This is a genomic window from Cytobacillus sp. ABV4_503 (assembly GCF_056158445.1).
The window spans coordinates 1,378,930-1,398,923 of sequence record NZ_JBSWTH010000001.1 but is presented as its reverse complement, the minus strand read 5'-3'; the positions used below and the strand labels follow the sequence as shown (position 1 = coordinate 1,398,923).

At 39.3% G+C, this 19,994-nt stretch carries 18 protein-coding genes; 4 read left to right on the top strand and 14 right to left on the bottom strand.

Annotated elements, in window-relative coordinates; all coding sequences use genetic code 11:
• Positions 1 to 6: 6 nt before the first annotated feature.
• On the top strand, positions 7 to 384 hold the full coding sequence (locus ACXAD1_RS07145) for a hypothetical protein (RefSeq protein WP_474909729.1): 378 nt from the start codon (positions 7 to 9) through the stop codon (positions 382 to 384).
• A gap of 14 nt (positions 385 to 398) precedes the next feature.
• Here the strand turns inward: ACXAD1_RS07145 and ACXAD1_RS07140 are convergent, their stop codons facing one another.
• The 3 genes from ACXAD1_RS07140 to ACXAD1_RS07130 all read right to left on the bottom strand — a co-directional run bounded on the left by ACXAD1_RS07140 (position 399) and on the right by ACXAD1_RS07130 (position 2,748).
• Positions 399 to 1,424, bottom strand: coding sequence for a CAP domain-containing protein (locus ACXAD1_RS07140; protein WP_370225098.1), 1,026 nt, complete (start codon positions 1,422 to 1,424; stop codon positions 399 to 401).
• A 247-nt stretch (positions 1,425 to 1,671) separates the two neighbouring features.
• On the bottom strand, positions 1,672 to 2,103 hold the full coding sequence (locus ACXAD1_RS07135) for a CBS domain-containing protein (RefSeq protein ID WP_370225100.1): 432 nt from the start codon (positions 2,101 to 2,103) through the stop codon (positions 1,672 to 1,674).
• 3 nt (positions 2,104 to 2,106) lie between these two features.
• Entirely contained in the window at positions 2,107 to 2,748 is a 642-nt protein-coding gene (locus tag ACXAD1_RS07130; RefSeq protein ID WP_474909728.1) for a CAP domain-containing protein, read from the bottom strand.
• A 234-nt stretch (positions 2,749 to 2,982) separates the two neighbouring features.
• Here ACXAD1_RS07130 and ACXAD1_RS07125 point away from each other — a divergent pair, with 234 nt between their 5' ends.
• The gene (locus ACXAD1_RS07125; protein ID WP_206836047.1) at positions 2,983 to 3,342 is read left to right on the top strand and encodes a YugN family protein; all 360 of its coding nucleotides are present in this window, start codon (positions 2,983 to 2,985) and stop codon (positions 3,340 to 3,342) included.
• 98 nt (positions 3,343 to 3,440) lie between these two features.
• Here ACXAD1_RS07125 and ACXAD1_RS07120 read toward each other — a convergent pair whose 3' ends face one another.
• Positions 3,441 to 3,797, bottom strand: a complete 357-nt coding sequence (locus ACXAD1_RS07120; protein ID WP_244671069.1) for an Asp23/Gls24 family envelope stress response protein — start codon at positions 3,795 to 3,797, stop codon at positions 3,441 to 3,443.
• A 157-nt stretch (positions 3,798 to 3,954) separates the two neighbouring features.
• Between ACXAD1_RS07120 and ytvI the strand changes: the two genes are divergently transcribed.
• Entirely contained in the window at positions 3,955 to 5,013 is a 1,059-nt protein-coding gene (ytvI, locus tag ACXAD1_RS07115; RefSeq protein WP_206836046.1) for a sporulation integral membrane protein YtvI, read from the top strand.
• Positions 5,014 to 5,085: 72 nt separating this feature from the next.
• Here ytvI and ACXAD1_RS07110 read toward each other — a convergent pair whose 3' ends face one another.
• The 8 genes from ACXAD1_RS07110 to cyoE all read right to left on the bottom strand — a co-directional run bounded on the left by ACXAD1_RS07110 (position 5,086) and on the right by cyoE (position 13,177).
• On the bottom strand, positions 5,086 to 6,258 hold the full coding sequence (locus tag ACXAD1_RS07110; protein WP_474909727.1) for a GNAT family N-acetyltransferase: 1,173 nt from the start codon (positions 6,256 to 6,258) through the stop codon (positions 5,086 to 5,088).
• Between the two features lie 131 nt (positions 6,259 to 6,389).
• Complete coding sequence (locus ACXAD1_RS07105) at positions 6,390 to 6,857, bottom strand: DUF420 domain-containing protein (RefSeq protein ID WP_206836040.1); 468 nt, start codon at positions 6,855 to 6,857, stop codon at positions 6,390 to 6,392.
• 235 nt (positions 6,858 to 7,092) lie between these two features.
• Positions 7,093 to 7,995, bottom strand: coding sequence for a cytochrome c oxidase assembly factor CtaG (gene ctaG, locus ACXAD1_RS07100; RefSeq protein ID WP_206836037.1), 903 nt, complete (start codon positions 7,993 to 7,995; stop codon positions 7,093 to 7,095).
• Positions 7,996 to 8,185: 190 nt separating this feature from the next.
• On the bottom strand, positions 8,186 to 8,521 hold the full coding sequence (gene ctaF / locus ACXAD1_RS07095; RefSeq protein ID WP_206836034.1) for a cytochrome c oxidase subunit IVB: 336 nt from the start codon (positions 8,519 to 8,521) through the stop codon (positions 8,186 to 8,188).
• A 4-nt stretch (positions 8,522 to 8,525) separates the two neighbouring features.
• Complete coding sequence (locus tag ACXAD1_RS07090; RefSeq protein WP_009330943.1) at positions 8,526 to 9,155, bottom strand: cytochrome (ubi)quinol oxidase subunit III; 630 nt, start codon at positions 9,153 to 9,155, stop codon at positions 8,526 to 8,528.
• Positions 9,155 to 11,023 (bottom strand): cytochrome c oxidase subunit I, encoded by a 1,869-nt coding sequence (ctaD, locus tag ACXAD1_RS07085; RefSeq protein ID WP_370225106.1) that lies wholly within the window; start codon positions 11,021 to 11,023, stop codon positions 9,155 to 9,157. Before ctaD ends, ACXAD1_RS07090 begins: the two co-directional genes overlap by 1 nt.
• A gap of 27 nt (positions 11,024 to 11,050) precedes the next feature.
• Positions 11,051 to 12,127, bottom strand: coding sequence for a cytochrome c oxidase subunit II (coxB, locus tag ACXAD1_RS07080; protein ID WP_474909726.1), 1,077 nt, complete (start codon positions 12,125 to 12,127; stop codon positions 11,051 to 11,053).
• A gap of 111 nt (positions 12,128 to 12,238) precedes the next feature.
• A complete protein-coding gene (gene cyoE / locus ACXAD1_RS07075) occupies positions 12,239 to 13,177 on the bottom strand; it encodes a heme o synthase (RefSeq protein ID WP_474909725.1) in 939 nt (312 codons plus the stop codon).
• 647 nt (positions 13,178 to 13,824) lie between these two features.
• On the opposite strand from cyoE, the gene ACXAD1_RS07070 reads away from it, so the two are divergent.
• The gene (locus ACXAD1_RS07070) at positions 13,825 to 14,802 is read left to right on the top strand and encodes a COX15/CtaA family protein (protein ID WP_206836032.1); all 978 of its coding nucleotides are present in this window, start codon (positions 13,825 to 13,827) and stop codon (positions 14,800 to 14,802) included.
• 150 nt (positions 14,803 to 14,952) lie between these two features.
• Here ACXAD1_RS07070 and pyc read toward each other — a convergent pair whose 3' ends face one another.
• Positions 14,953 to 18,393, bottom strand: a complete 3,441-nt coding sequence (gene pyc / locus ACXAD1_RS07065) for a pyruvate carboxylase (protein WP_474909724.1) — start codon at positions 18,391 to 18,393, stop codon at positions 14,953 to 14,955.
• 180 nt (positions 18,394 to 18,573) lie between these two features.
• The gene (locus ACXAD1_RS07060; protein ID WP_206836026.1) at positions 18,574 to 19,776 is read right to left on the bottom strand and encodes an FtsW/RodA/SpoVE family cell cycle protein; all 1,203 of its coding nucleotides are present in this window, start codon (positions 19,774 to 19,776) and stop codon (positions 18,574 to 18,576) included.
• Positions 19,777 to 19,994: the final 218 nt, after the last annotated feature.

The following is a 19,994-nucleotide window of genomic DNA, read 5'->3' as shown; positions in this document are numbered from 1 at the left end:
GGGAAGATGGTCACCGCTATCGTTATACCAATAATCTGCCTTTATTTTTTTTGGCTGACAAAAAAGGAAATGCGTGAGGGTTATGAGAAGTGGGCAAGTTTACAAAATGTTCCTGAAGAGGCCATAATATCGGGTGAAGTCGTCCAAATCAGCGAAAACAGGCAGCGCTATAATTACAGCCGCTATGTTCATGTTCTTGAGCTGACCATCCAAACAAAGAGCAGCACGCAATCCAATTTAAAAAAAATCACCCCTTTAATGAAAAATACCATAATCCCTTCTGTGAAAATTGGCGATGCAGTTCACCTATATGGAAATTGGAAAGATGACTTCTTTCATGTTGGCCGTATTCGAAATGCTAGAGCAAAAAAAGAGCCTACTTAGGCTCTTTTTTAATTTCAGGGTTCTCCATCAGCTTTTTTTATAAAGTTTTGCGTATAATGCTTTTTATAAACTCCAACTCCAAGATGGGTAAATTCTTCGTTCAGCAGACTATCCCGATGGCCTTTGCTGTTAAGCCATCCTTCAACGACAGCGGGGGCATCTGTATAATTTGCAGCTATGTTTTCCCCTGCAGCCTCAAATGAGACTCCTTCAGCTTCGAGCCGGTCTGCCAAATCGCCATAAGTTTTAGAAGTATGCGAAAAGTCATTGCTTTCATACATATCTTTACTATGGCCAAAAGCTGCGGCTGCAGTCATATCATCCCATATCAGCGGCTGTAAATGATGTCTGACCCTTATAATATTTGTAAGGTCAAAAATTTGCTTCTCTTTCGCTCTCTCTACATCCTCCTCAAAAGCAGGAGATGGCTGTGGGGGCTCCAACAATTCACCGCGGTAAACCATTTCATACGGACGAAGCTTAATTAAGGCGGCTGCATCCATTACCCTCACACTGGAGAGTGTCCCTGTAAATCTATCTATATTCAGCTGTGCATAATATTCTCCAATCATAACCAAGGGCCTTGTATTGAGGTCATCTTCAGACAATTCGAAACGATATGAGCTATCTTTTACTTTTAAGTTGAAATCTGTTTCAAAAAAGACGGAAGCATATAATTCACCGATGGGCTGTCCTATTTTGAAAGGATAAATGTCTGCATCTTCACCTGTCGCAAACAAACTAACCACTTTATTTTTACTTACCCCAGCCTGAATATACTCAGTGCTGCTTTTATTATAAATCCACCAATCGTAACCATAAAAAGAAGGATCTATTCTGGACGGTGCTCCTAAACTTTCTTTAAGTCCCGCGGCGGATTTTCCCATTAGTGATGCCAGACCTTTTTCAGGAAACCCTGTATTGGAAGATAAACTATTGTCATTGTTATTTATATCCTTAACTGCACCAGGCTGTGTATTTTCCTGATTGACAAGTATTTCCCCATTCTCATTACGTCCAATATCTATGTAAAAGCCCACTGCAAGAAAAATGGAAATTAATATTAAAATTCGAAAAAGTGCCTGCAGAGAACCGTCCCTCCCTTCTCTCTTACAATGTATTTAAAAGTATAACATGCAGGGTGTACTGAGTAATGAAATCCGAATAAAATTCTCTCAATATTTACTATTAATCATACCATTAGGTGTATTGTTTATCTATTCTTTTCACAACATCTTGTATGTAATGTTTTACTTAAAATAAAAAGAACACCCTAATGGTGTCCTCTTAATGATGTGCTTCACTTTCGTGTTTTGAAATATCAGTAAGTGCTTCGCCAGCCTGGTCATCTGTTAAATGACGGACGGCAAAGTCTCCGAGTGATACGATTCCCACAAGCTTGTCACCTTCCACAACAGGAAGCCTGCGAATCTGATGTTCAGCCATCAAGCGTGCTGCTTCCCGAGACTCTGTATCCCTGGTAACGGTTACTAAATGGCTGCTCATAATATCTTCTACTTTGGATGAAGCAGGGTGTTTTTCTGCAACACAGCGGAGAACAATATCCCGGTCAGTAATCATTCCTACTAGCTTTTCGTTATCCACAATCGGGATAGCCCCTACGTTTAATTCTTTCATCTTAACTGCCACTTCATAGACATTGTCCAATAGAGAGCAGCTTTCAACATGGCCGGTCATAATATCACGAATCTTTTCCATTTTTTATCCTCCTTCATTTTTCTCAACAATGAATATGGTCCAATAGTGACCGTGCAAGCCTCCTTGAATATATCCAGCACCAATATGTGTCGCCTTTTTGCTTAGAATATTTTCCCGGTGGACTAAGGAATTCATCCAGGCAGCAAACATTTCATCAGCTGTTTTATAGCCCGCCCCAATGTTCTCCTTTACGGTCAGAAAAGAAATCTGCTGATTCCTTAACATTTCTGTAGGATTTCCATACGTAGGAGAATTATGTGAAACATATTCTAATTTCATCATGTCAAAAGATTTTTTCTTTGCTGCACCATTCAGATGCAAATCTACAGACAATGGTTTTAACCTTAATTCTTTTCGTTTTTGGTTGGCAAGCTCCATAAGCTCATTTTCATTCACATCCATTTTAGGAATAGCTCTTTTCCTTCCATGGCCAGGAATGATAATAATTTCACCTGGAAAAATTAAATCAGGGTTTTCTATCTGGGGGTTGCTATTAATAATATCTTGTAAATCCTGCTGGAATCTTAGGGCAATTTCCCAAAGAGTGTCCTTTTGCTCAACCCTGTAATCTGCTGCAGCGCCCGCAGGATCTGCTGTTAAAAATATAAGAAATAAGAAGATAATGATTGTTTTGAATTTCTGCAATTGACGCTTCCCCTTTCACAGTTTGGCAGCTCTGAATTCTATTTGCTTATCATAAGGCAGCCAGTCCTAAATTAATTCCTTTTCAACTAACGTTCTTTGAGATATGGATGTTTTCTTGCATGAATCCGTTGCATGTTACGCTTTTTTCTACTATTATTAAATTTGAGATAAACTTGTTAAAATTATGCATGGATCGTTCATCTGAACCATGGATTGTTTTCAGGAGGGACAATAATGAAATTTGAAAACACAGGTCTGGAAAATAAAAAAGCAGACTTAACCCGCTTAGATGAAGTAATGCTTTCACACGGCCTTGTCCGTGAAGGGCAATGGGATTATGAAAGAGTTACATATGACCGCAAGTTCGAATTAAAAGAGGGTGTTTTTTACCTTCGTGTATTTGGATATGCTGCTGAAGGTGATGTAGGAGCACATAGAGCAACCATCCAGATTATGACTCCCCTGCTTGGCAAGCATTATTATCCGCATGGGATAGAATACGGTGAAGGTGAAAGCTTCCCAAAATCATTAGTAAGTCAATGCGAGAAAATTCTAAGTGAGATCAAAGCAGAGATTGACCAATTCGCTGAGTAATTTTTGCTTTTTCATTATGATTAATGAATGTATTTTCTGCATGGAAAAGACGCATGTACATCATGCGTCTTTTTACATTAGCTGTATGAGTTCAAAATTCAGTAATCAGTGCTCCGGAAGACTGTTTCAGGCAGGTATAATTTTTTAATCGAGAGATCAACTCTTTTAACTTCCAGTCCGGTTACATGAACAATTTCATCTTTGATTTCTTTCTGAATCTGGAGAGTTTCCTCCAAAATATTTTTTCCCTTTATTAAGTTAATCTTGATCTTCAAATATACTTCAGTATTCCTAAAAGATATGGAGATCGGATCTTTTATTTTCTTAAAGAATGTGAATCTTTTATGATTGAGCGGAATGACGCTTTCTCTTTCCTGCAGACTGGATTCTACGATTGCGGAGATTATATCACTGGCTGCCTGAATCGTCTCGAAGTCAAGATGATCAATATGCATCCTTCTTTCACTTCTTTCTGTACGATTTATTATATTCCGGGCAATAATCTCTCAGTTTCAAACCAATTATTTTTAGTTTTTATAATATTTAATGCATACTATAATCAAAGTGTTACGGTCTTTTGATGGTTAACAACATTGGGAAAGGGGACTTATTTTGTCTGCGATTTTCACAAAACGTTTTTTATTAATATTGATTGCTGTAATTCTTATAACTGTCCTTTTTTATTTCATTTTGCCTGTTTCTGTTCCGCTAATTGTTGCATTTTTTACGGCATTAATCCTGGAGCCAGCTGTGAAACTGCTGCAAAATAAAATAAAAATAAGCCGAAGAGTATCCGTGCTGATTACTTTTCTGGGATTTGTCCTCTTCATTGGATTATCAGGCTACTTTATTACGACAAAAGTGATAACAGAAGCCATTAAACTTGTTGAAAATGCTCCTATGTACATTAATGAAATTACAAAAGCATGGCTCAGGGCAGAAGCGGACTTTTCCAATGCTGCCAAGGACCTTCCTAAAGACCTTGTTGCTGAAATTAGCAACCAGATTCAATCCTTCCTTAATAAAACGAAGAATGACCTTGTCGCATACGTAAATATTGATAGCTTAAAAGCACTTCTGACAAACATCCCGAACTATCTTGTCAGTTTCATCGTATATTTGATTGCCTTATTTTTGTTTTTAATAGATCTTCCGCGATTAAGAAAAGGTTTGTATAATCACCTTACAGAAAGAACTGCAGATAAAGTCAAATTTATGACCTCACGGCTCTCTTATGTCGGATTTGGCTTTTTCAAGGCTCAATTCCTAGTAAGTGTGATTATCTTTATCGTTTCCCTGATTGGATTATTATTCATCAATCCAGAAATGGCATTGATCATGTCAATAATCATTTGGGTTATTGACTTTATCCCTATTATTGGCTCCATTGTCATTCTTGGCCCGTGGGCATTGTTTCATTTATTGACAGGAGATTTAGCTATGGGGACACAATTAGCCATTCTCGCAGCCGTCCTTTTAATCATCCGCAGGACAGTTGAGCCAAAGGTAATGGGCACCCATATAGGGTTATCTCCGCTTGCTACGCTAATAGCGATGTATCTTGGCCTGAAACTCATTGGAATACTGGGCTTCATAATTGGCCCATTACTGGTCATTGCCTTTAATTCCGCAAAAGAAGCAGGACTTATTAAGATGAATTTTAAAATATAAACTTAATGAAAATGCAAAAAAGCGTCCGCCTGGACGCTTTTTCTTTCCTGAATACATCTCAACTGAGTTTCCTTAAAAAAAGTCATAGAAAAAGGATTTTTGCACAGGAGTTTTTCTTTCAAGTATTTCTGCATCATTTCTTGGACCTTTTATTGCACCTAGATCATACAACTCTATTGGCCTCTTATAGCCAATTATTATCGCTGAAAGAGCATTGATAGACATATGCAGACCTCGTGCAGGAGGGTTTGTGCATTGGCTTCCTTCTTTCTCTTTAAACACCCTGACACCATCGTCAGCAATTAAGTAGCTTCCATTATTCCATGGTGCATGGTGATCCTCAATATGCAGAAAGACATTTTCACTATTTTCATTGAATGAATATTGGCCGAGACACTTTTCAGCATTGACGATTCTCCCCATAAAGTACGGAAAAACCTCCATTTTTAAATTAGGCTGATTCAGGTAATAAGGAAATGGATCGTGTACCGATGTAATGATCTTTACTTCCTCAACCATCGAATCATGCTGACAGATAAAATTCCATAAATTCACTCTGGCATCCTGATTTAATGCTGCAAATTCTTCGACATCCATTTTATTGTCTTTTACCTTAAATAATATATAGCCCTGTCCTTCACCTGCTTCGTCAAAATACACAGCAATCTGGTAGTCAGAATACACAAAGTTCTCCCACCAATATGAGTCTCTCACAAGCCCGCCTGAATACCTCAGCATATATTCTTTATAAATCTTTTCGATGGTTTTTGTGTGCTGGTTCTTAGTATATCGTTTAATGGTCCCTGAAGATTTTCCTGCCATTACTAAATCTATTCTGTTAATAATTGTTTTCTTATATTCGGTGAATATCTCCCATCCGTATTTCCGATAGAAAGAAATATTAAAAGGATGCAAAAATGAAAATAGCTGATTCTTTTTGTTCATCTCGGCCAAAGCGTGCTTAATCAGTCTGCTTACATACCCTTTTCTTCTGAATTCAGGATATGTTGCCACACCTGCAACACCTCCCATGTCCCATTCAAATCCATTAATATGAACTTTAAGGGGGATGATGTGAAGCTTGGCAGCCAAACTTTCCTCTTCCCAAATACCAAAAATGGAATGACTTTCTAATCGTTCCTTCCGGGCTGGAATTTCAGCTTCAGGCACATTGTACTGAAAGGCATACATGGAAAGCTTCATGGCCTCTATATATTCATTCTCTGATAATTTTCTTACCGACACCAAACTCACTCCCAATTATATATCATTATAAATATTCGCCATATACTTAATAAGTCCTTTTAAAATAGGGAAGCGGATATTATTTCGAGCATAAAAAATACCGCTAAATAGATAGCGGTATCCTTAACCGATTAAGTACCCAAAATCGCCTTTATAACGGAGGTTGTTTCTCCACCGTGATAGAAAACATACAGCAGCAGATAAACTGCGACACCTGTTATGCCAGTAAAGAACCAGACCACACTGGTAACTGGGCCTAACTTTCTATGGGCAGCCAATTTATTTTTATAGCCTGTATATAATGAGATTATCCCTAACACTGCTCCTACAGTTGCAAGCGTAATATGGAAAATTAAGAAAATCGTATAATAAATTTTTATATCATCAGGGCCCCCAAAAGCAGTATTTCCTATAAAAACTGTTCTGCTGGCATATATGATAAAGAAAATAACAGCAAACACAGCAGCCAAAGTCATTGTTTTTTTATGAGCTTCAAGCTTCTTTTTGCTAATTTGAACCCAGCCAATCGCAACTGTTATTGCACTTAGCACAATAAAAGTCGTGCTGATGGTAGGCAGTATAGGCAATGAGTATTCCATAAATTCTTCCTCTCTCCAATATCGGTTTGAAATTCAATAGCATGTTATTGATTATTACAAAGTTAATTTTAGTAGAGTGCACTGTTTTTTTCAACAAACTGTAAGGGCATTTAATAAAAGTTCCTTAAATGTTCAATATTTATCAATAAGTAAGCATAGATTTCATTGCTGGTATAAGAAAGAGGCAACTCATTTTTTTATAAAAAAAACTCCAGCTGCACACTGGAGTTTCCATTTATTTTACTAAATGCGGATTTAACAATGGTTCTTCCTCTGAAGGTGTAATTTCCTGTTCCTTTTTATACCATGCATAGAAGATTTGTGCGAGGATGATGCCATAGACAATTTCCTGAATGATCTTCATAATTACTCCGCCAAGCTGCTGGTCATGTATAAGTGACATTGAGTTAAACATTTCAGGACCGCTGAGGTTCAGGCTTGCCAGTGTCGCAGAAGGGACACATAACTGAAGGGCCTGCGCCCAGGCATTCGGATCAGAATATGTGTTGTACATTGGAGTATCTGCAAATATGATCAGTGCACACGCAGGTGTCAATAAAACACCATTGGCAAAAACATATCCTACCTTTCTCAGGCCGTCAAGGGACTCCATTTCAGGAAGCTCATTAATCGTTGGCCACCACATAAAGATCGCAAGCAGGAATAGAGCAGATGTATACACAGTATGGAGCATCATATCCGTTTTGACCACATCAAAAACATCTGGTATGTGGTACATGGAAAATACTCCATTAAACAGGATTATTGCTACTAAAGGCTTTGTAAAAAGACGGAATACCGGTTTAATAGCTTTATGATTAATCACTGCTCTCCACACCCACTGAGGGATTCCCATAACAACAAGAGGAGGAACAACTAGATACAGTATTGCCATTTGAATCATATGAGCATAAAACATTAAATGACCCATAAGATCAACAGGGGAGCCCTTAATGGCATATAACACTGCCATCGCCACTGTAAAATACACTCCCTGCCTTCTAGTTAAAGGCTCACTACTTTTGAACTTTCCGCGGTACTTTATTGTAATCATATAGTAGCCTGCAAGTATCAATAGTACAAATAAAAAGAAATATGGACTCCAAAGTGCACGAAAACCGAATATTTCTAAAGACATGCTTTCACCTCATTCAATATTGCTCAAACTGCCAAAAACGCATCCTGCCATGAATATTCTGCTTTCCAGATTGACAAGTATCATTATACTCTTTTCAGCCTGCAATCTCAATAATTCAGTAAATGCTTATTAATTGCCAAAGCTGCGTTACATAAAAAGAAAACCGGCCATCAGCCGATTTTCTCTTATACTACCACCAAATAACAGTCAAGAAAGCAATGATTGTGATAAATCCGACTAATGCTCCGGAATATAAGAACAATGCAGGTGCTTCATGACCTTTGTGACTCATATGCATGAAATAATATAATTGAAAGATTACTTGCACGAGAGCAAGAATCAGGATGAATGGAACAATAAACCATCCAGAGAAACCTTCATAACCTGCTGCTACGAACGCAACAATTGTCAGGAAGATCATAAGTGCAAATGTGATAACTTGATGTTTCATCTCTTCTGCACTTTTTTTGCGTCTATATTCAATGTCTACTCTTGGGTTACCTGAGTTTGGTTGTTGATTGGCCATCAGTTTATCCCACCATTCCCATTAAATATACTACAGTGAAGATGAATACCCAAACAACGTCGATGAAGTGCCAGTACAGGCTGGCAACATAGAACTTAGGAGCATTGTAAAGGCTTAATCCCCTCTTGCTGTTGCGGATCATTAAAGTAGTGATCCACAGTAAACCAAATGCAACGTGACCGCCATGGAAGCCGACTAATGTATAGAAAGCTGAACCAAAGGCGCTGCTTGTAAAGCTATGATGAAATTCATGCACATAGTGATTGAACTCGTAAATTTCCAATCCTAGGAATCCAAGTCCAAGCAAAACAGTAATTCCAAGCCATAGCTGCATCTTTTTAAAGTTAAAATTCTTCATATGGTACATAGCGTACACGCTTGTTAACGAGCTTGTTAATAATAGCATCGTCATAATGAATGCCAATGGAATTTCAAACAAGTCCTTCGCTAAAGCCATATCACTGCTAGGTACTTTATCTTTTAAAGCAAGGTATGTTGCGAAGAGGGATGCGAATAGAACCGTCTCTCCCCCAAGGAAAAACCAGAAACCTAAGAATTTGTTCTTGGCTTCGAGGGTTTGCTTTTCAGGCGACGCCGGCCAAGTTTCATAAGTCATTTTTTGTTCAGCAGCCATTATGCCTTAACCCCCTTATCATTATTATCTTCCAAATCTTCTTTATGAATGTGGTATCCATGATCATCCTTAACAGAACGAACAAACATTGAACCTAAGGTAATAAGCATACCAGCGATTAGAACTGGAATACCCCAGCTGTGCTCCGCACGGTACATTGCACCAAACGCAGCAACAAATAGACCTAAAGAAATTACAAATGGAATGAAAGAGTTATTTGGCATATGGATATCACCAAGCGGTTCAGCAGGTGACATGCCTTGTTTGCCTTCCATCTTTTCAAGCCAATATGCATCAAGACCGCGAACCAGCGGAAGCTGCTTGAAGTTGTAGAATGGAGGCGGTGATGGAATGGCCCATTCTAAAGTACGGCCATCTCCCCAAGGATCATTGCCAACTTTTTCATTTTTAACACTTGTAATGACAATATTAATTAACATAATGATTACTGCAGCTGCCATGAAGAAGGCACCGACAGTACTAACCATATTTGCCGTTTCTAGTCCCTGTCCAGGAAGGAAAGTGAAGATGCGGCGCGGCATTCCCCAAAGCCCCAGGAAATGCTGGATAAAGAATGTCAAATGGAATCCAATAAAGAATAATACGAATGTAATTTTTCCAAGGAACTCGTTTAACATTGTTCCAAACATTTTTGGCCAGTATAGATGTGCACCAGCAAATAGTGCAAACACAACACCGCCGACAATAACATAATGGAAGTGAGCAACTACAAAGTAGCTGTCATGGTACTGATAATCCTGTGCAGCAGATGCAAGCATTACACCGGTTACACCACCAGCTACGAATGAAGGAATAAAGGCAACAGCCCAAAGCATTGGAGTTGTAAACGTTATGCTTCCGCCCCACATTGTAAATAGCCAGTTAAATATCTTAATACCAGTCGGTACTGCAATCGCCATTGTGGCAACGGCAAAAATCGCGTTAGCAATCGGCCCCATACCAGTTGTAAACATATGGTGAGCCCATACCATGAATCCTAAGAATCCAATAAGAACCGTTGCGAATACCATGGAGGAGTATCCGAATAGGCGCTTTCTTGAGAAAATCGAAAATATCTCAGAGAAAATTCCGAAAGCCGGCAATACCAAGATGTAAACTTCCGGGTGACCAAAAATCCAGAAGAAGTGCTCCCAGATAATTGTATTACCGCCCATTGCAGGATCAAAGAAGTTAGATCCAAACATACGGTCGAAAATTAACAGGAACAATCCTACTGTTAAAGCAGGGAATGCAAATAAAATCAAAGCAGATGTAACAAAAGTTGCCCATGTGAACATTGGCATACGCATATATGTCATACCAGGAGCACGCATGTTAATGATGGTAACAAGGAAGTTGATACCCCCGATTAAAGTACCAGCACCTGATATCTGCAGCCCAAGTGCATAGAAGTCGATCCCATGCCCTTCAGAAGCAATTGATAAAGAAGCATAAGAAGTCCAGCCGGCATCAGGAGCTCCGCCTAAGAACCATGATAGGTTCAAGAAAACTCCTCCAAAGAAAAACAGCCAGAATCCTAAAGAATTCAAGAATGGAAATGCTACGTCACGCGCACCGATCTGCAGTGGCATAACTGCATTCATAAAAGCAAAAATTAGTGGCATTGCCGCCAAGAAGATCATCGTTGTACCGTGCATTGTTAATATCTCATTATACAATCCGGCACTTACAAAGTCATTATTTGGTACTGCAAGCTGGATACGGATGAACATGGCTTCTAATCCGCCAAGCAAGAAGAAAAATCCGCCAGCTATAAGATAAAGGATTGCGATTTTTTTATGGTCAACCGTTGTTAAGTAATCCCATAAAACCGCTCCGACACCTTTTTTTTGTGCTAAGGTACTCACAATTTTACCTCCCTTTTCAAAAATCCCCTATTGTTCGGTAACTTTCAAGCCCATTAAGTATTCTGTAAGGGCATCAAGCTGTTCTTCAGTCAATTCGCCATACGTACCTGTCATTTTATTTCCAGGCTTGAATGTCTCTGGATCTCTTAACCAATCCTTAAGATCTTCCTCAGAATGGTCAAGGATACCAGCAATACGGTCACGATCACCGAAGTTCGTCAAGTTAGGAGCTAGACGAGCTGCTTCAGGAGCAGTGTTAGCCGGTGTTACAGCATGACAGCCGATACAGCTGTTGTTGAAGACTTCCTGACCAGCTTGAGCCAGATCTGTCTCTGCCTTTTTAGGTTCTTTAACGTCCTGCATGGCAGTTACCCATTGATCGAATTGATCACGTGGAACCGCTTTAACTTTGAAATCCATTAGAGCGTGGGAAGGACCACAAAGCTCAGCACATTTTCCATAGAAGAAATTATCAGCCTCAGCAGCTTTTTCACCATCAAATTTCAGCCAGAATTTGTTCACGTTGTCAGTGTTCGTATCCAGCTTACCGCCTACAGCTGGGATCCAAAAGGAGTGCTTAACATCTGAAGCAATCAGATTGAAATAAACTTTTTCATCAGTTGGCACAACTAATTCCTGGCCAGTGATAATTTCCTGGTTAGGATATTCGAATTCCCACCAGTATAAGTTTGCACGCACATTAACAACAAGTGCATCTGTTTTGCCTTCTTCATTCTTCTTTTCCATTGGGCTTACATCTGCAAGCTTAAAGGTAGCAGAAACTGTAGGTACAGCAAGAATTAGAAGCAAAAGAATAGGAATAACAGTCCAAATGATTTCCAGTTTGTGGCTTCCTTCAACTTGTTTTGGAATTCTGTCGTCCTTGCGGCGGAATTTAAAAACAACAATAAAGAAGATTACTGTTACGACCGCAATTACTCCTACCATTATTGCAGTACTTAACACCATCAAATCAAATTGTGTTTGCGCCACTTCGCCGGCAGGATTCAGCGTAGATAAATACGGTTTGCCGGAGCAAGCGGAAAGAATGAGCGCCATCATTGCAAACATAGAAAAAAGACGCCACTTTGCAAGCCTTTTCATAGCTTAATCAAACCCCTCTTTCGTAAAAATTTCATTTTTTGAATTGTTTGATCAAAAAATATGGATAAATCCTCTCTCGTTACTAGCGAAAGAAAGAATTTCCTAACTAAGTTAGATAAGTGTGATGATCACCATAGCTACAAACATGATGGTCAGATATTGCAGGGAGTATACAAACATTAATGTAGCCCATTTTATATCATTGTTAAATTTCCTTGCATAAAATCCCGTCAATAACCATCCAATGTTCAAAACTGTGGCAAGGATTAAAAAAGGCAATCCAAGCGATGGCATAAGAAATGGCAGCGGCAATAATGCTGCAACCCAAATGTAAATATGCCTTTTGGTAGTTTTAAACCCTTTTACAACTGGAAGCATGGGAACTCCCGCAGCCCGGTATTCTTCCACCCTTCTCATTGCTAAAGCATAAAAATGAGGAGGCTGCCAGATAAAAACGATAGCGAACAGCACCCAAGCCATTGGGTCGAGATTGCCATCGGCAGCTGCCCACCCGATCAGCGGGGGAACCGCTCCTGAAATGCTGCCTACAATCGTATTGGATACAAATCTGCGTTTCGTCCACATTGTATATAAAACAACATAACTGAAAACGCCAATTAATCCAATTGCAGCTGCTGCTGCTGTTGTAAACATTAAAAAGGCCGTACCAAGGCCAATAAGCAGAAAGCTCAAAAGTGCAACCTTGCCCGGGTTTACTTTCCCAGTAACAGTTGGCCTCCCTTTTGTTCTTTCCATTAATGGATCAATGTCGCGGTCAATATAATTATTTAAGCTGCACGAGCCTGCAATAATCAATGAGGAGCCAATGACTGTATAAAGAACCAGATCAAGATTATTGAAAAATCCCTTTCCGGAAAAATGCAGTGCAAGCCAAAGACCGGTGAAGGTTGTAATCAGATTGGAGTTTACAATGCCGATTTTGATAAGGGCAAGGAAATCCTTCCAAACTGTAGTCTCAGGTATATCTTTTTGAAGGCTTCGCTCACTGTCCTCAATAGCAGCATCACTCAAAGCCCGTGAGTTAGACATATCTTTTCCTCCTTTATCTCTTATCGCAGACAATAGCATCTTTGCACTACACTTACTATAAAGCATAAATGCCTGCAAAGCTATGTTCGCGATAAAAAACGAGGGGTAAACCCTTGATGAATAATAATAATCCTAATAGTTTTCTACCATTAATAATGTATTCAAACTGTTTATTATCTAAATGAAACTAAACCATTTCTCTGTATATTAAATCACACTTTAAAACTCTTTTGTGAATTTTTTTAGAATAATTTATGACTAATTTGTGTCAAAAATTAAATTCACTTAAAGAATGGTTGCTTTTTTGAGATAATAAAACTGCTTCAGAAAACTAAGGAAGAAAAAATATACTCACTTTTATGTATTTTGTGATACTTTCCGCGACAGGGGTTTACCATTTTATACCCCCTTTATATTTCTAGCAAACTCCATTACAAGTTTCAACCTTTTTTACTATAATTAACTTTATTAATTTTATTACTGTTGTAAAAAAAGCTTTATTCCTGTACTATCGAAAAAGTAAAATGACGCACATTACTATATGGCTTTTTATAGAATCTTTGATAAGATAGATAACGGACAAATACTTAGTAATTAAATCGTTTTCCCATTGATAGACATAGAATATTTAAAGAAGGTGAAAGGCTTTGCAACGATCTTTAAAATGGTTTGCCGTTCTTACAACTATCGGCATGCTTTTAATTTTGCTCGGCGGTGCCCTGGTAACTAAAACTGAATCCGGAATGGGATGCGGGAAATCCTGGCCGCTTTGCAATGGTGAATTTGTTCCAAGCGACATTACTCCTGAATTGATTATCGAACTGGCGCACAGACTTGTTTCAGGCTCAGTTGGTTTTATGGTCCTGATATTATCGATTTGGACATGGAGAAAATTGGGACATATAAGGGAAACAAAATTTTTATCACTCACTTCGTTCTTCTTCCTTGTCCTCCAGGCTTTAATCGGAGCGGCCGCAGTAGTGTGGGGGCAATCTGATTTTGTACTTGCCCTTCATTTCGGGATTTCTTTAATATCTTTTGCAGCAGTACTGCTTTTGACTTTGCTTATTTTTGAAGTAGATAAGAAATTCGAGGCCGAGAAGCTCATTATTGATAAAAGAATGAGGAAACATATTATTGGAGTTTCTATATACAGCTATGCCGTAGTATACACAGGCGCGCTTGTGCGCCATGTTAATGCAAGTCTAGTCTGCCGTGACTGGCCGCTTTGCTTTAACGGTTCTTTCGCTCTTCCGGAAAATATGTATGAATGGGTGCAAATGGGCCACCGGGCTGCTGCCGGATTAATTTTCATATGGATCGGTTTCATTACTTTTCTTGCAATTAAGCATTACAAGGAACAGAAAGTCGTTTATTGGGGCTGGATCATTTCATTTATCTTAGTAACGCTTCAGGTTGCTGCTGGTGCATTAGTTGTATTAACCCGACTTAACTTGTATATAGCTCTTGCCCACGCCTTCTTTATTTCCTGCTTATTTGGGCTATTAAGCTATTTTATCCTTCTGTCCTCACGGAGCAGGAAGAATGAGCTTGCTGTTTCAGCTGTCAGGGAAAAAGAGAAAAATGATGAATCTCCTATCCCGACCGTTACTTCCATTCCATAATTGCTTAAAACAAAAGAGCTTCGGCAATCGCCGAAGCTCTTTTGTTTTATTTATCGCAGTCTAACGGGCAGTACCCCCCCACTTCATGACAGAGTGGAATCAATAATGGAGGATACGCGGGGGAAAAGCCCTCCCATTTGAAGTTTCACTTTATTTTGAGAGCTCCAGCAATAAGTCTCCAGTTTGAATTGCTTCACCGTTCGAGACATAGATGTCTTTAACTGTTCCAGAGAATGGCGCCTGTACAGTTGTTTCCATTTTCATGGCTTCTGTAATCATTAAGTGATCGCCTTTTTCGACTTTTTCACCTTTTTCTGCAAGCACCTTGATTACAGTTCCCGGCATGCTGGCAGCAATATGACTTTCATTATGCGGGTCAGCTTTTGCTTTGGAGGCTACAGTTGCTTTAATACTTTCATCTTTTATGCTTACTTCACGAGGCTGGCCATTTAGCTCAAAATACACAATTCTTGTGCCATCAGCCTGAGGCTGGCCAATAGAAACTAATTTTACGATTAACGTTTTACCTGTCTCAATTTCAATTTCCACTTCCTCACCCAGTCTTAAACCATATAGAAATGTTGGGGTGTCAAGAACAGAAATATCACCAAATTGTTCACAGGTCTTAATATAGTCCATAAATACTTTTGGATAAAGTGCATAGGCAATCGCATCAAAGCTTGTAACCTGCCTTCCCAATTCTTTAAAGAGTTTTTCTTTTAAGGCATCAAAGTCCGCATCTTCAAGAAGTTCTCCCGGGCGGACAGTGATTGGCTCCCTGTCTTTCAATATGACCTTTTGCAGTTCTGCCGGGAATCCTCCATATGGCTGTCCTAAGTAGCCTTCAAACAATTCTACAACTGAGTCAGGAAAATCCATAGATTTGCCTTTATTCAGAACATCCTGCTCTGTCAGCTGATTCTGGACCATAAATAACGCCATATCACCAACTACCTTGGAAGAAGGTGTAACTTTAACAATATCACCAAACATTTGATTCACACGGGAATACATGTCCTTAACTTCATCCCACTTCTCTCCAAGGCCAACAGCTTTAGCCTGCTGCTGAAGATTACTGTATTGTCCGCCAGGCATCTCATGCTGATAGACTTCTGAATGAGGAGCCTTCATACCGCTTTCGAAGTCCTGGTAGTATTTGCGCACATCTTCCCAATAGTATGATAACTGCTCAAGCGCCTGAATATTAATTTTTGGCTGTCTTTCATTCCCCTGGAGTGCGTAATATAAAGAATTAGCACTTGGCTGGGATGTTAAGCCTGCCATTGTGCTTAGGGCCGTATCCACAATATCCACCCCTGCTTCAATAGCCTTTGCATATGTGAAAATTCCATTTCCGCTCGTATCATGAGTATGAAGATGAATCGGAATGTCAACAGTCTCTTTCAATTCAGAAATAAGGGTGTAGGCTGATTGCGGCTTTAATAAACCAGCCATATCTTTGATTGCCAGTATATGGGCTCCCTGATTCTCTAACTCTTTTGCCAGGTCTTTATAGTATTTAAGATTGTACTTTGTTCTGGCAGGATCCAAAATATCACCTGTATAGCACATGGAGGCTTCTGCAATTTTTCCTGTCTGGCGGACAGCATCAATTGCAACTTCCATCCCTTTAACCCAGTTAAGGCTATCGAAAATCCGGAAGACATCAATGCCAGCATAGGCTGATTTTTCAACAAACTCTCTTATTACATTATCCGGATAGTTTTTATATCCCACTGCATTTGAAGCACGAAGAAGCATCTGAAATAAAACATTTGGCATTTTTTCGCGCAATGTCAGCAGCCTTTCCCAAGGATCTTCTTTCAGGAATCTATATGCTACATCAAAAGTTGCACCGCCCCACATTTCAAAGGAAAACATATCAGGAAGCAATTTTGCTGTCGGTTCTGCGATATGCTTCAGGTCATTTGTCCTTACTCTTGTCGCCAGCAATGATTGATGGGCGTCACGGAAGGTTGTATCAGTAATTAAAACTTCTTTTTGCTCTTTAATCCATTTAACTAGTCCTTCAGGACCCTGATTATCTAAAATTTGTTTTGTCCCGTCCTGGTAATCTGTGCTGTATTTTAATTTTGGCACCCGCGGCTCATCAAATACCGGACGTTTTTTCTTTTCAATTCCCGGGAATCCATTAACAGTTACATTCCCGATATAATTAAGCATCTTCGTTCCGCGGTCTTTCCTTTTCGGGAACAGGAATAGTTCAGGAGTTTCATCAATAAATGATGTATCATATTCTCCTCTTAAGAATTTCTCGTGTTTTACTACATTCTCAAGGAAAGGAATATTTGTTTTAATGCCCCTGATACGGAACTCCTGCAGGTTCCTCACCATTTTTGATGCTGCCTGCTGGAAAGTCATAGCGTGTGTTGAGAGTTTAACAAGCAGTGAATCATAATAAGGTGTAATCACTGCCCCCTGGAAACCGTTCCCCGCATCAAGCCGCACACCGAAACCGCCGCCCGATCTGTAAGCCATTAACCGGCCAGTATCAGGCATGAAGTTATTTAAAGGATCTTCTGTTGTAACACGTGATTGAATGGCAAATCCATGAATATGAATATTTTCCTGTTCAGGAACACCCACTTCTTTGCTGTGCAGCGCATATCCTTCAGCTACTAAAATTTGTGTTTGTACAATATCAACTCCTGTTACCATTTCGGTGATCGTATGCTCAACTTGCACGCGCGGATTTACTTCAATGAAATAAAACTGATCACCTGATACCAGAAATTCCACAGTTCCTGCATTAATATAGTCTACATTCTTCATAAGATTGACGGCAGCCTGACATATATCATCTCTTAATTTTTCAGAAAGGGATACGCAAGGTGCTACTTCTACAACCTTTTGGTGACGCCTCTGGACTGAACAATCTCTTTCATATAGGTGGATAATATTTCCTTCATGGTCACCAATGATTTGAACCTCTATATGTTTTGGCCTTTCTATGAATCTTTCAACATAAACTTCATCATTGCCAAAAGCAGCTTTAGCTTCCGACTTTGCACGCTCATATGATTCCTTTATTTCTTCCAGGCTCCTTACGATGCGCATGCCTCTTCCGCCACCGCCAAGTGAAGCTTTTATGATAATCGGGAATCCATGATTTTTGCCAAAGCTAATCACTTCATCCAGAGTTTCGGCAGGGCCATCACTGCCTGGAATAACCGGAATTTCAGCAAGCTGTGCTTGCGTTCTTGCTTTAACTTTATCTCCAAACATGTCCAGATGCTTAGATGCAGGACCGATAAATATGATGCCCTCTTCCTCGCAGCGTTTTGCGAATTCTATATTTTCAGACAGAAATCCGTATCCTGGATGAATGGCATCGACATCACTGCTTTTCGCAATGTCAATAATTCCTTCAATATCAAGATAGGCATCAATCGGTTTTTTTCCCTCTCCTACCAGGTAAGCTTCATCTGCTTTATAGCGGTGATAGGATCCGGAGTCCTCTTTAGAATAGATGGCTACCGTCCGGATATCCAGCTCTGTGCAGGCACGGAACACACGAATGGCAATTTCTCCTCTGTTGGCTACTAATACCTTGTTAATTCTTCGGCTCAATCAAAACACCCCGTCTTTATGTATTTTTTGGCAATATTCTGCCAAATTCAAGTTGAGGCCGGGTCGGTTTCCCGCTAGCCGGCCTATTTTACCTTGATTGGCTGCTCCCTGATGGAAGCAATTATGTAATCAGCTTCTGCTGATTGATGTATAAATAAAGCACTGAAAAATTTTCTGTGCTTATTTACGAATGGAAAATGATTTTTCGGAAGCCAGTTCCATGGATTCCGGTTTTGTCTGCTCATCTTTATTTTTGTATTTTTGTTCATAATTCACAAACATTGAGACATTTACTAAAATCCCCATAGCAATCGAAAGCTGAAGCAGAGATGAACCTCCATAGCTGATAAAAGGAAGTGTGACACCAGTCAGCGGCATAACACCGGAAATCCCTGCAAGGTTGATGAATGCCTGAATTCCTATCATCGCGGATATGCCAATAGCCAATAAGCTGCCAAAAGCATCTTTACACTTTAAACTGATAAAGATTCCCCTCAGGACAATATACCCGAGAAGCAATATCACAAAACCTACTCCAAACGCCCCAAGCTCTTCTGCGATTACAGCCATTATGAAGTCTGTATGAGCTTCAGGAAGATAACCAAGCTTTTGTATACTTTCACCAAGGCCCAGCCCTTTTAATCCGCCTGCACCAAGGGCAATATAGGAATTCGAAAGCTGATACCCGAATTCGGAACCAAAAGGATCTCTAAAAGCTTCAACCCTTCCCATTCGATAAGGTGCAAAAATCTTATCTTTTAGAAGAAGGATAAAAGGCGCAGCTAACAATACTCCGAATAGTCCAAGTCTAAATATGTTTTTGAAATTCATGCCTGATGTAAAAATTACGGCAGCAGCTACCAGAAAAATAATCATCGCGGAACCAAAGTCTGGCTGAACTGCAACAAGCAAAGCGGCTAGAATCAGATATGCAAGCGGGGGAAGAACCCCTTTATTAAACTCATTAATATAGGGCTGCTTTTTTGCATAGACAGCTGCTAAATATATGATAACTGAAAGCTTGACAAATTCTGCAGGCTGAAGGCTTCTGCTCCCGATTTCAAACCAGCTCATCGCCCCTCCGGCTACTTTTCCAAAGATAAATAGCGCAATCAGGCCGAATAACGAAATGAACACCATCGGAACAAGAAATTTATTGCTTTGCATAGCTTTGTAAGGAAATAGAGCGACAATAATAAAAACAATTGCTGAGATAATTAAATGCATTTTTTGCTTATTATAAAAAAAGTCGCTTTCCTGACCATAGATCTGAACAGCTGTTACCATGCTTGCACTGAAAACCATAATGAGTCCAAAAACAGATAACAGGGCTACTGCAATAATCAGGGTATAATCATATGATTTTAATATTTTTTTAAACATCCAGCCCTCTTCCCTTATCTTCTAAGTTTATTACTTATTCTACTATAGTATTGAATATCCTGCTTTGAAGAAAAGAAAAGTTAATTTAACTGTAACACAGCAAAGAAAAAAATTCTATAATTATGTCATACTAATTTAAAATTAAGTTATACAAATAGGACTATTCTTTTCTTATAGATATACTATTTCAATTCTTTTAAAAGTTCATCCAGTTATAA

Excerpts from the sequence above, each read along its gene's own strand:
- ACXAD1_RS07135 (WP_370225100.1), bottom strand. The coding sequence starts at position 2,103 with ATGGAAAAGATTCGTGATATTATGACCGGCCATGTTGAAAGCTGCTCT.
- ACXAD1_RS07125 (WP_206836047.1), top strand. The coding sequence starts at position 2,983 with ATGAAATTTGAAAACACAGGTCTGGAAAATAAAAAAGCAGACTTAACC.
- ctaG (WP_206836037.1), bottom strand. The coding sequence starts at position 7,995 with ATGTCTTTAGAAATATTCGGTTTTCGTGCACTTTGGAGTCCATATTTC.
- ACXAD1_RS07060 (WP_206836026.1), bottom strand. The coding sequence starts at position 19,776 with ATGTTTAAAAAAATATTAAAATCATATGATTATACCCTGATTATTGCA.
- ACXAD1_RS07120 (WP_244671069.1), bottom strand. The coding sequence starts at position 3,797 with ATGCATATTGATCATCTTGACTTCGAGACGATTCAGGCAGCCAGTGAT.
- ACXAD1_RS07090 (WP_009330943.1), bottom strand. The coding sequence starts at position 9,155 with ATGGCTGCTGAACAAAAAATGACTTATGAAACTTGGCCGGCGTCGCCT.
- cyoE (WP_474909725.1), bottom strand. The coding sequence starts at position 13,177 with ATGTCTAACTCACGGGCTTTGAGTGATGCTGCTATTGAGGACAGTGAG.
- ctaF (WP_206836034.1), bottom strand. The coding sequence starts at position 8,521 with ATGGCCAATCAACAACCAAACTCAGGTAACCCAAGAGTAGACATTGAA.
- ACXAD1_RS07105 (WP_206836040.1), bottom strand. The coding sequence starts at position 6,857 with ATGGAATACTCATTGCCTATACTGCCTACCATCAGCACGACTTTTATT.
- ACXAD1_RS07145 (WP_474909729.1), top strand. The coding sequence starts at position 7 with ATGGTCACCGCTATCGTTATACCAATAATCTGCCTTTATTTTTTTTGG.
- coxB (WP_474909726.1), bottom strand. The coding sequence starts at position 12,127 with ATGAAAAGGCTTGCAAAGTGGCGTCTTTTTTCTATGTTTGCAATGATG.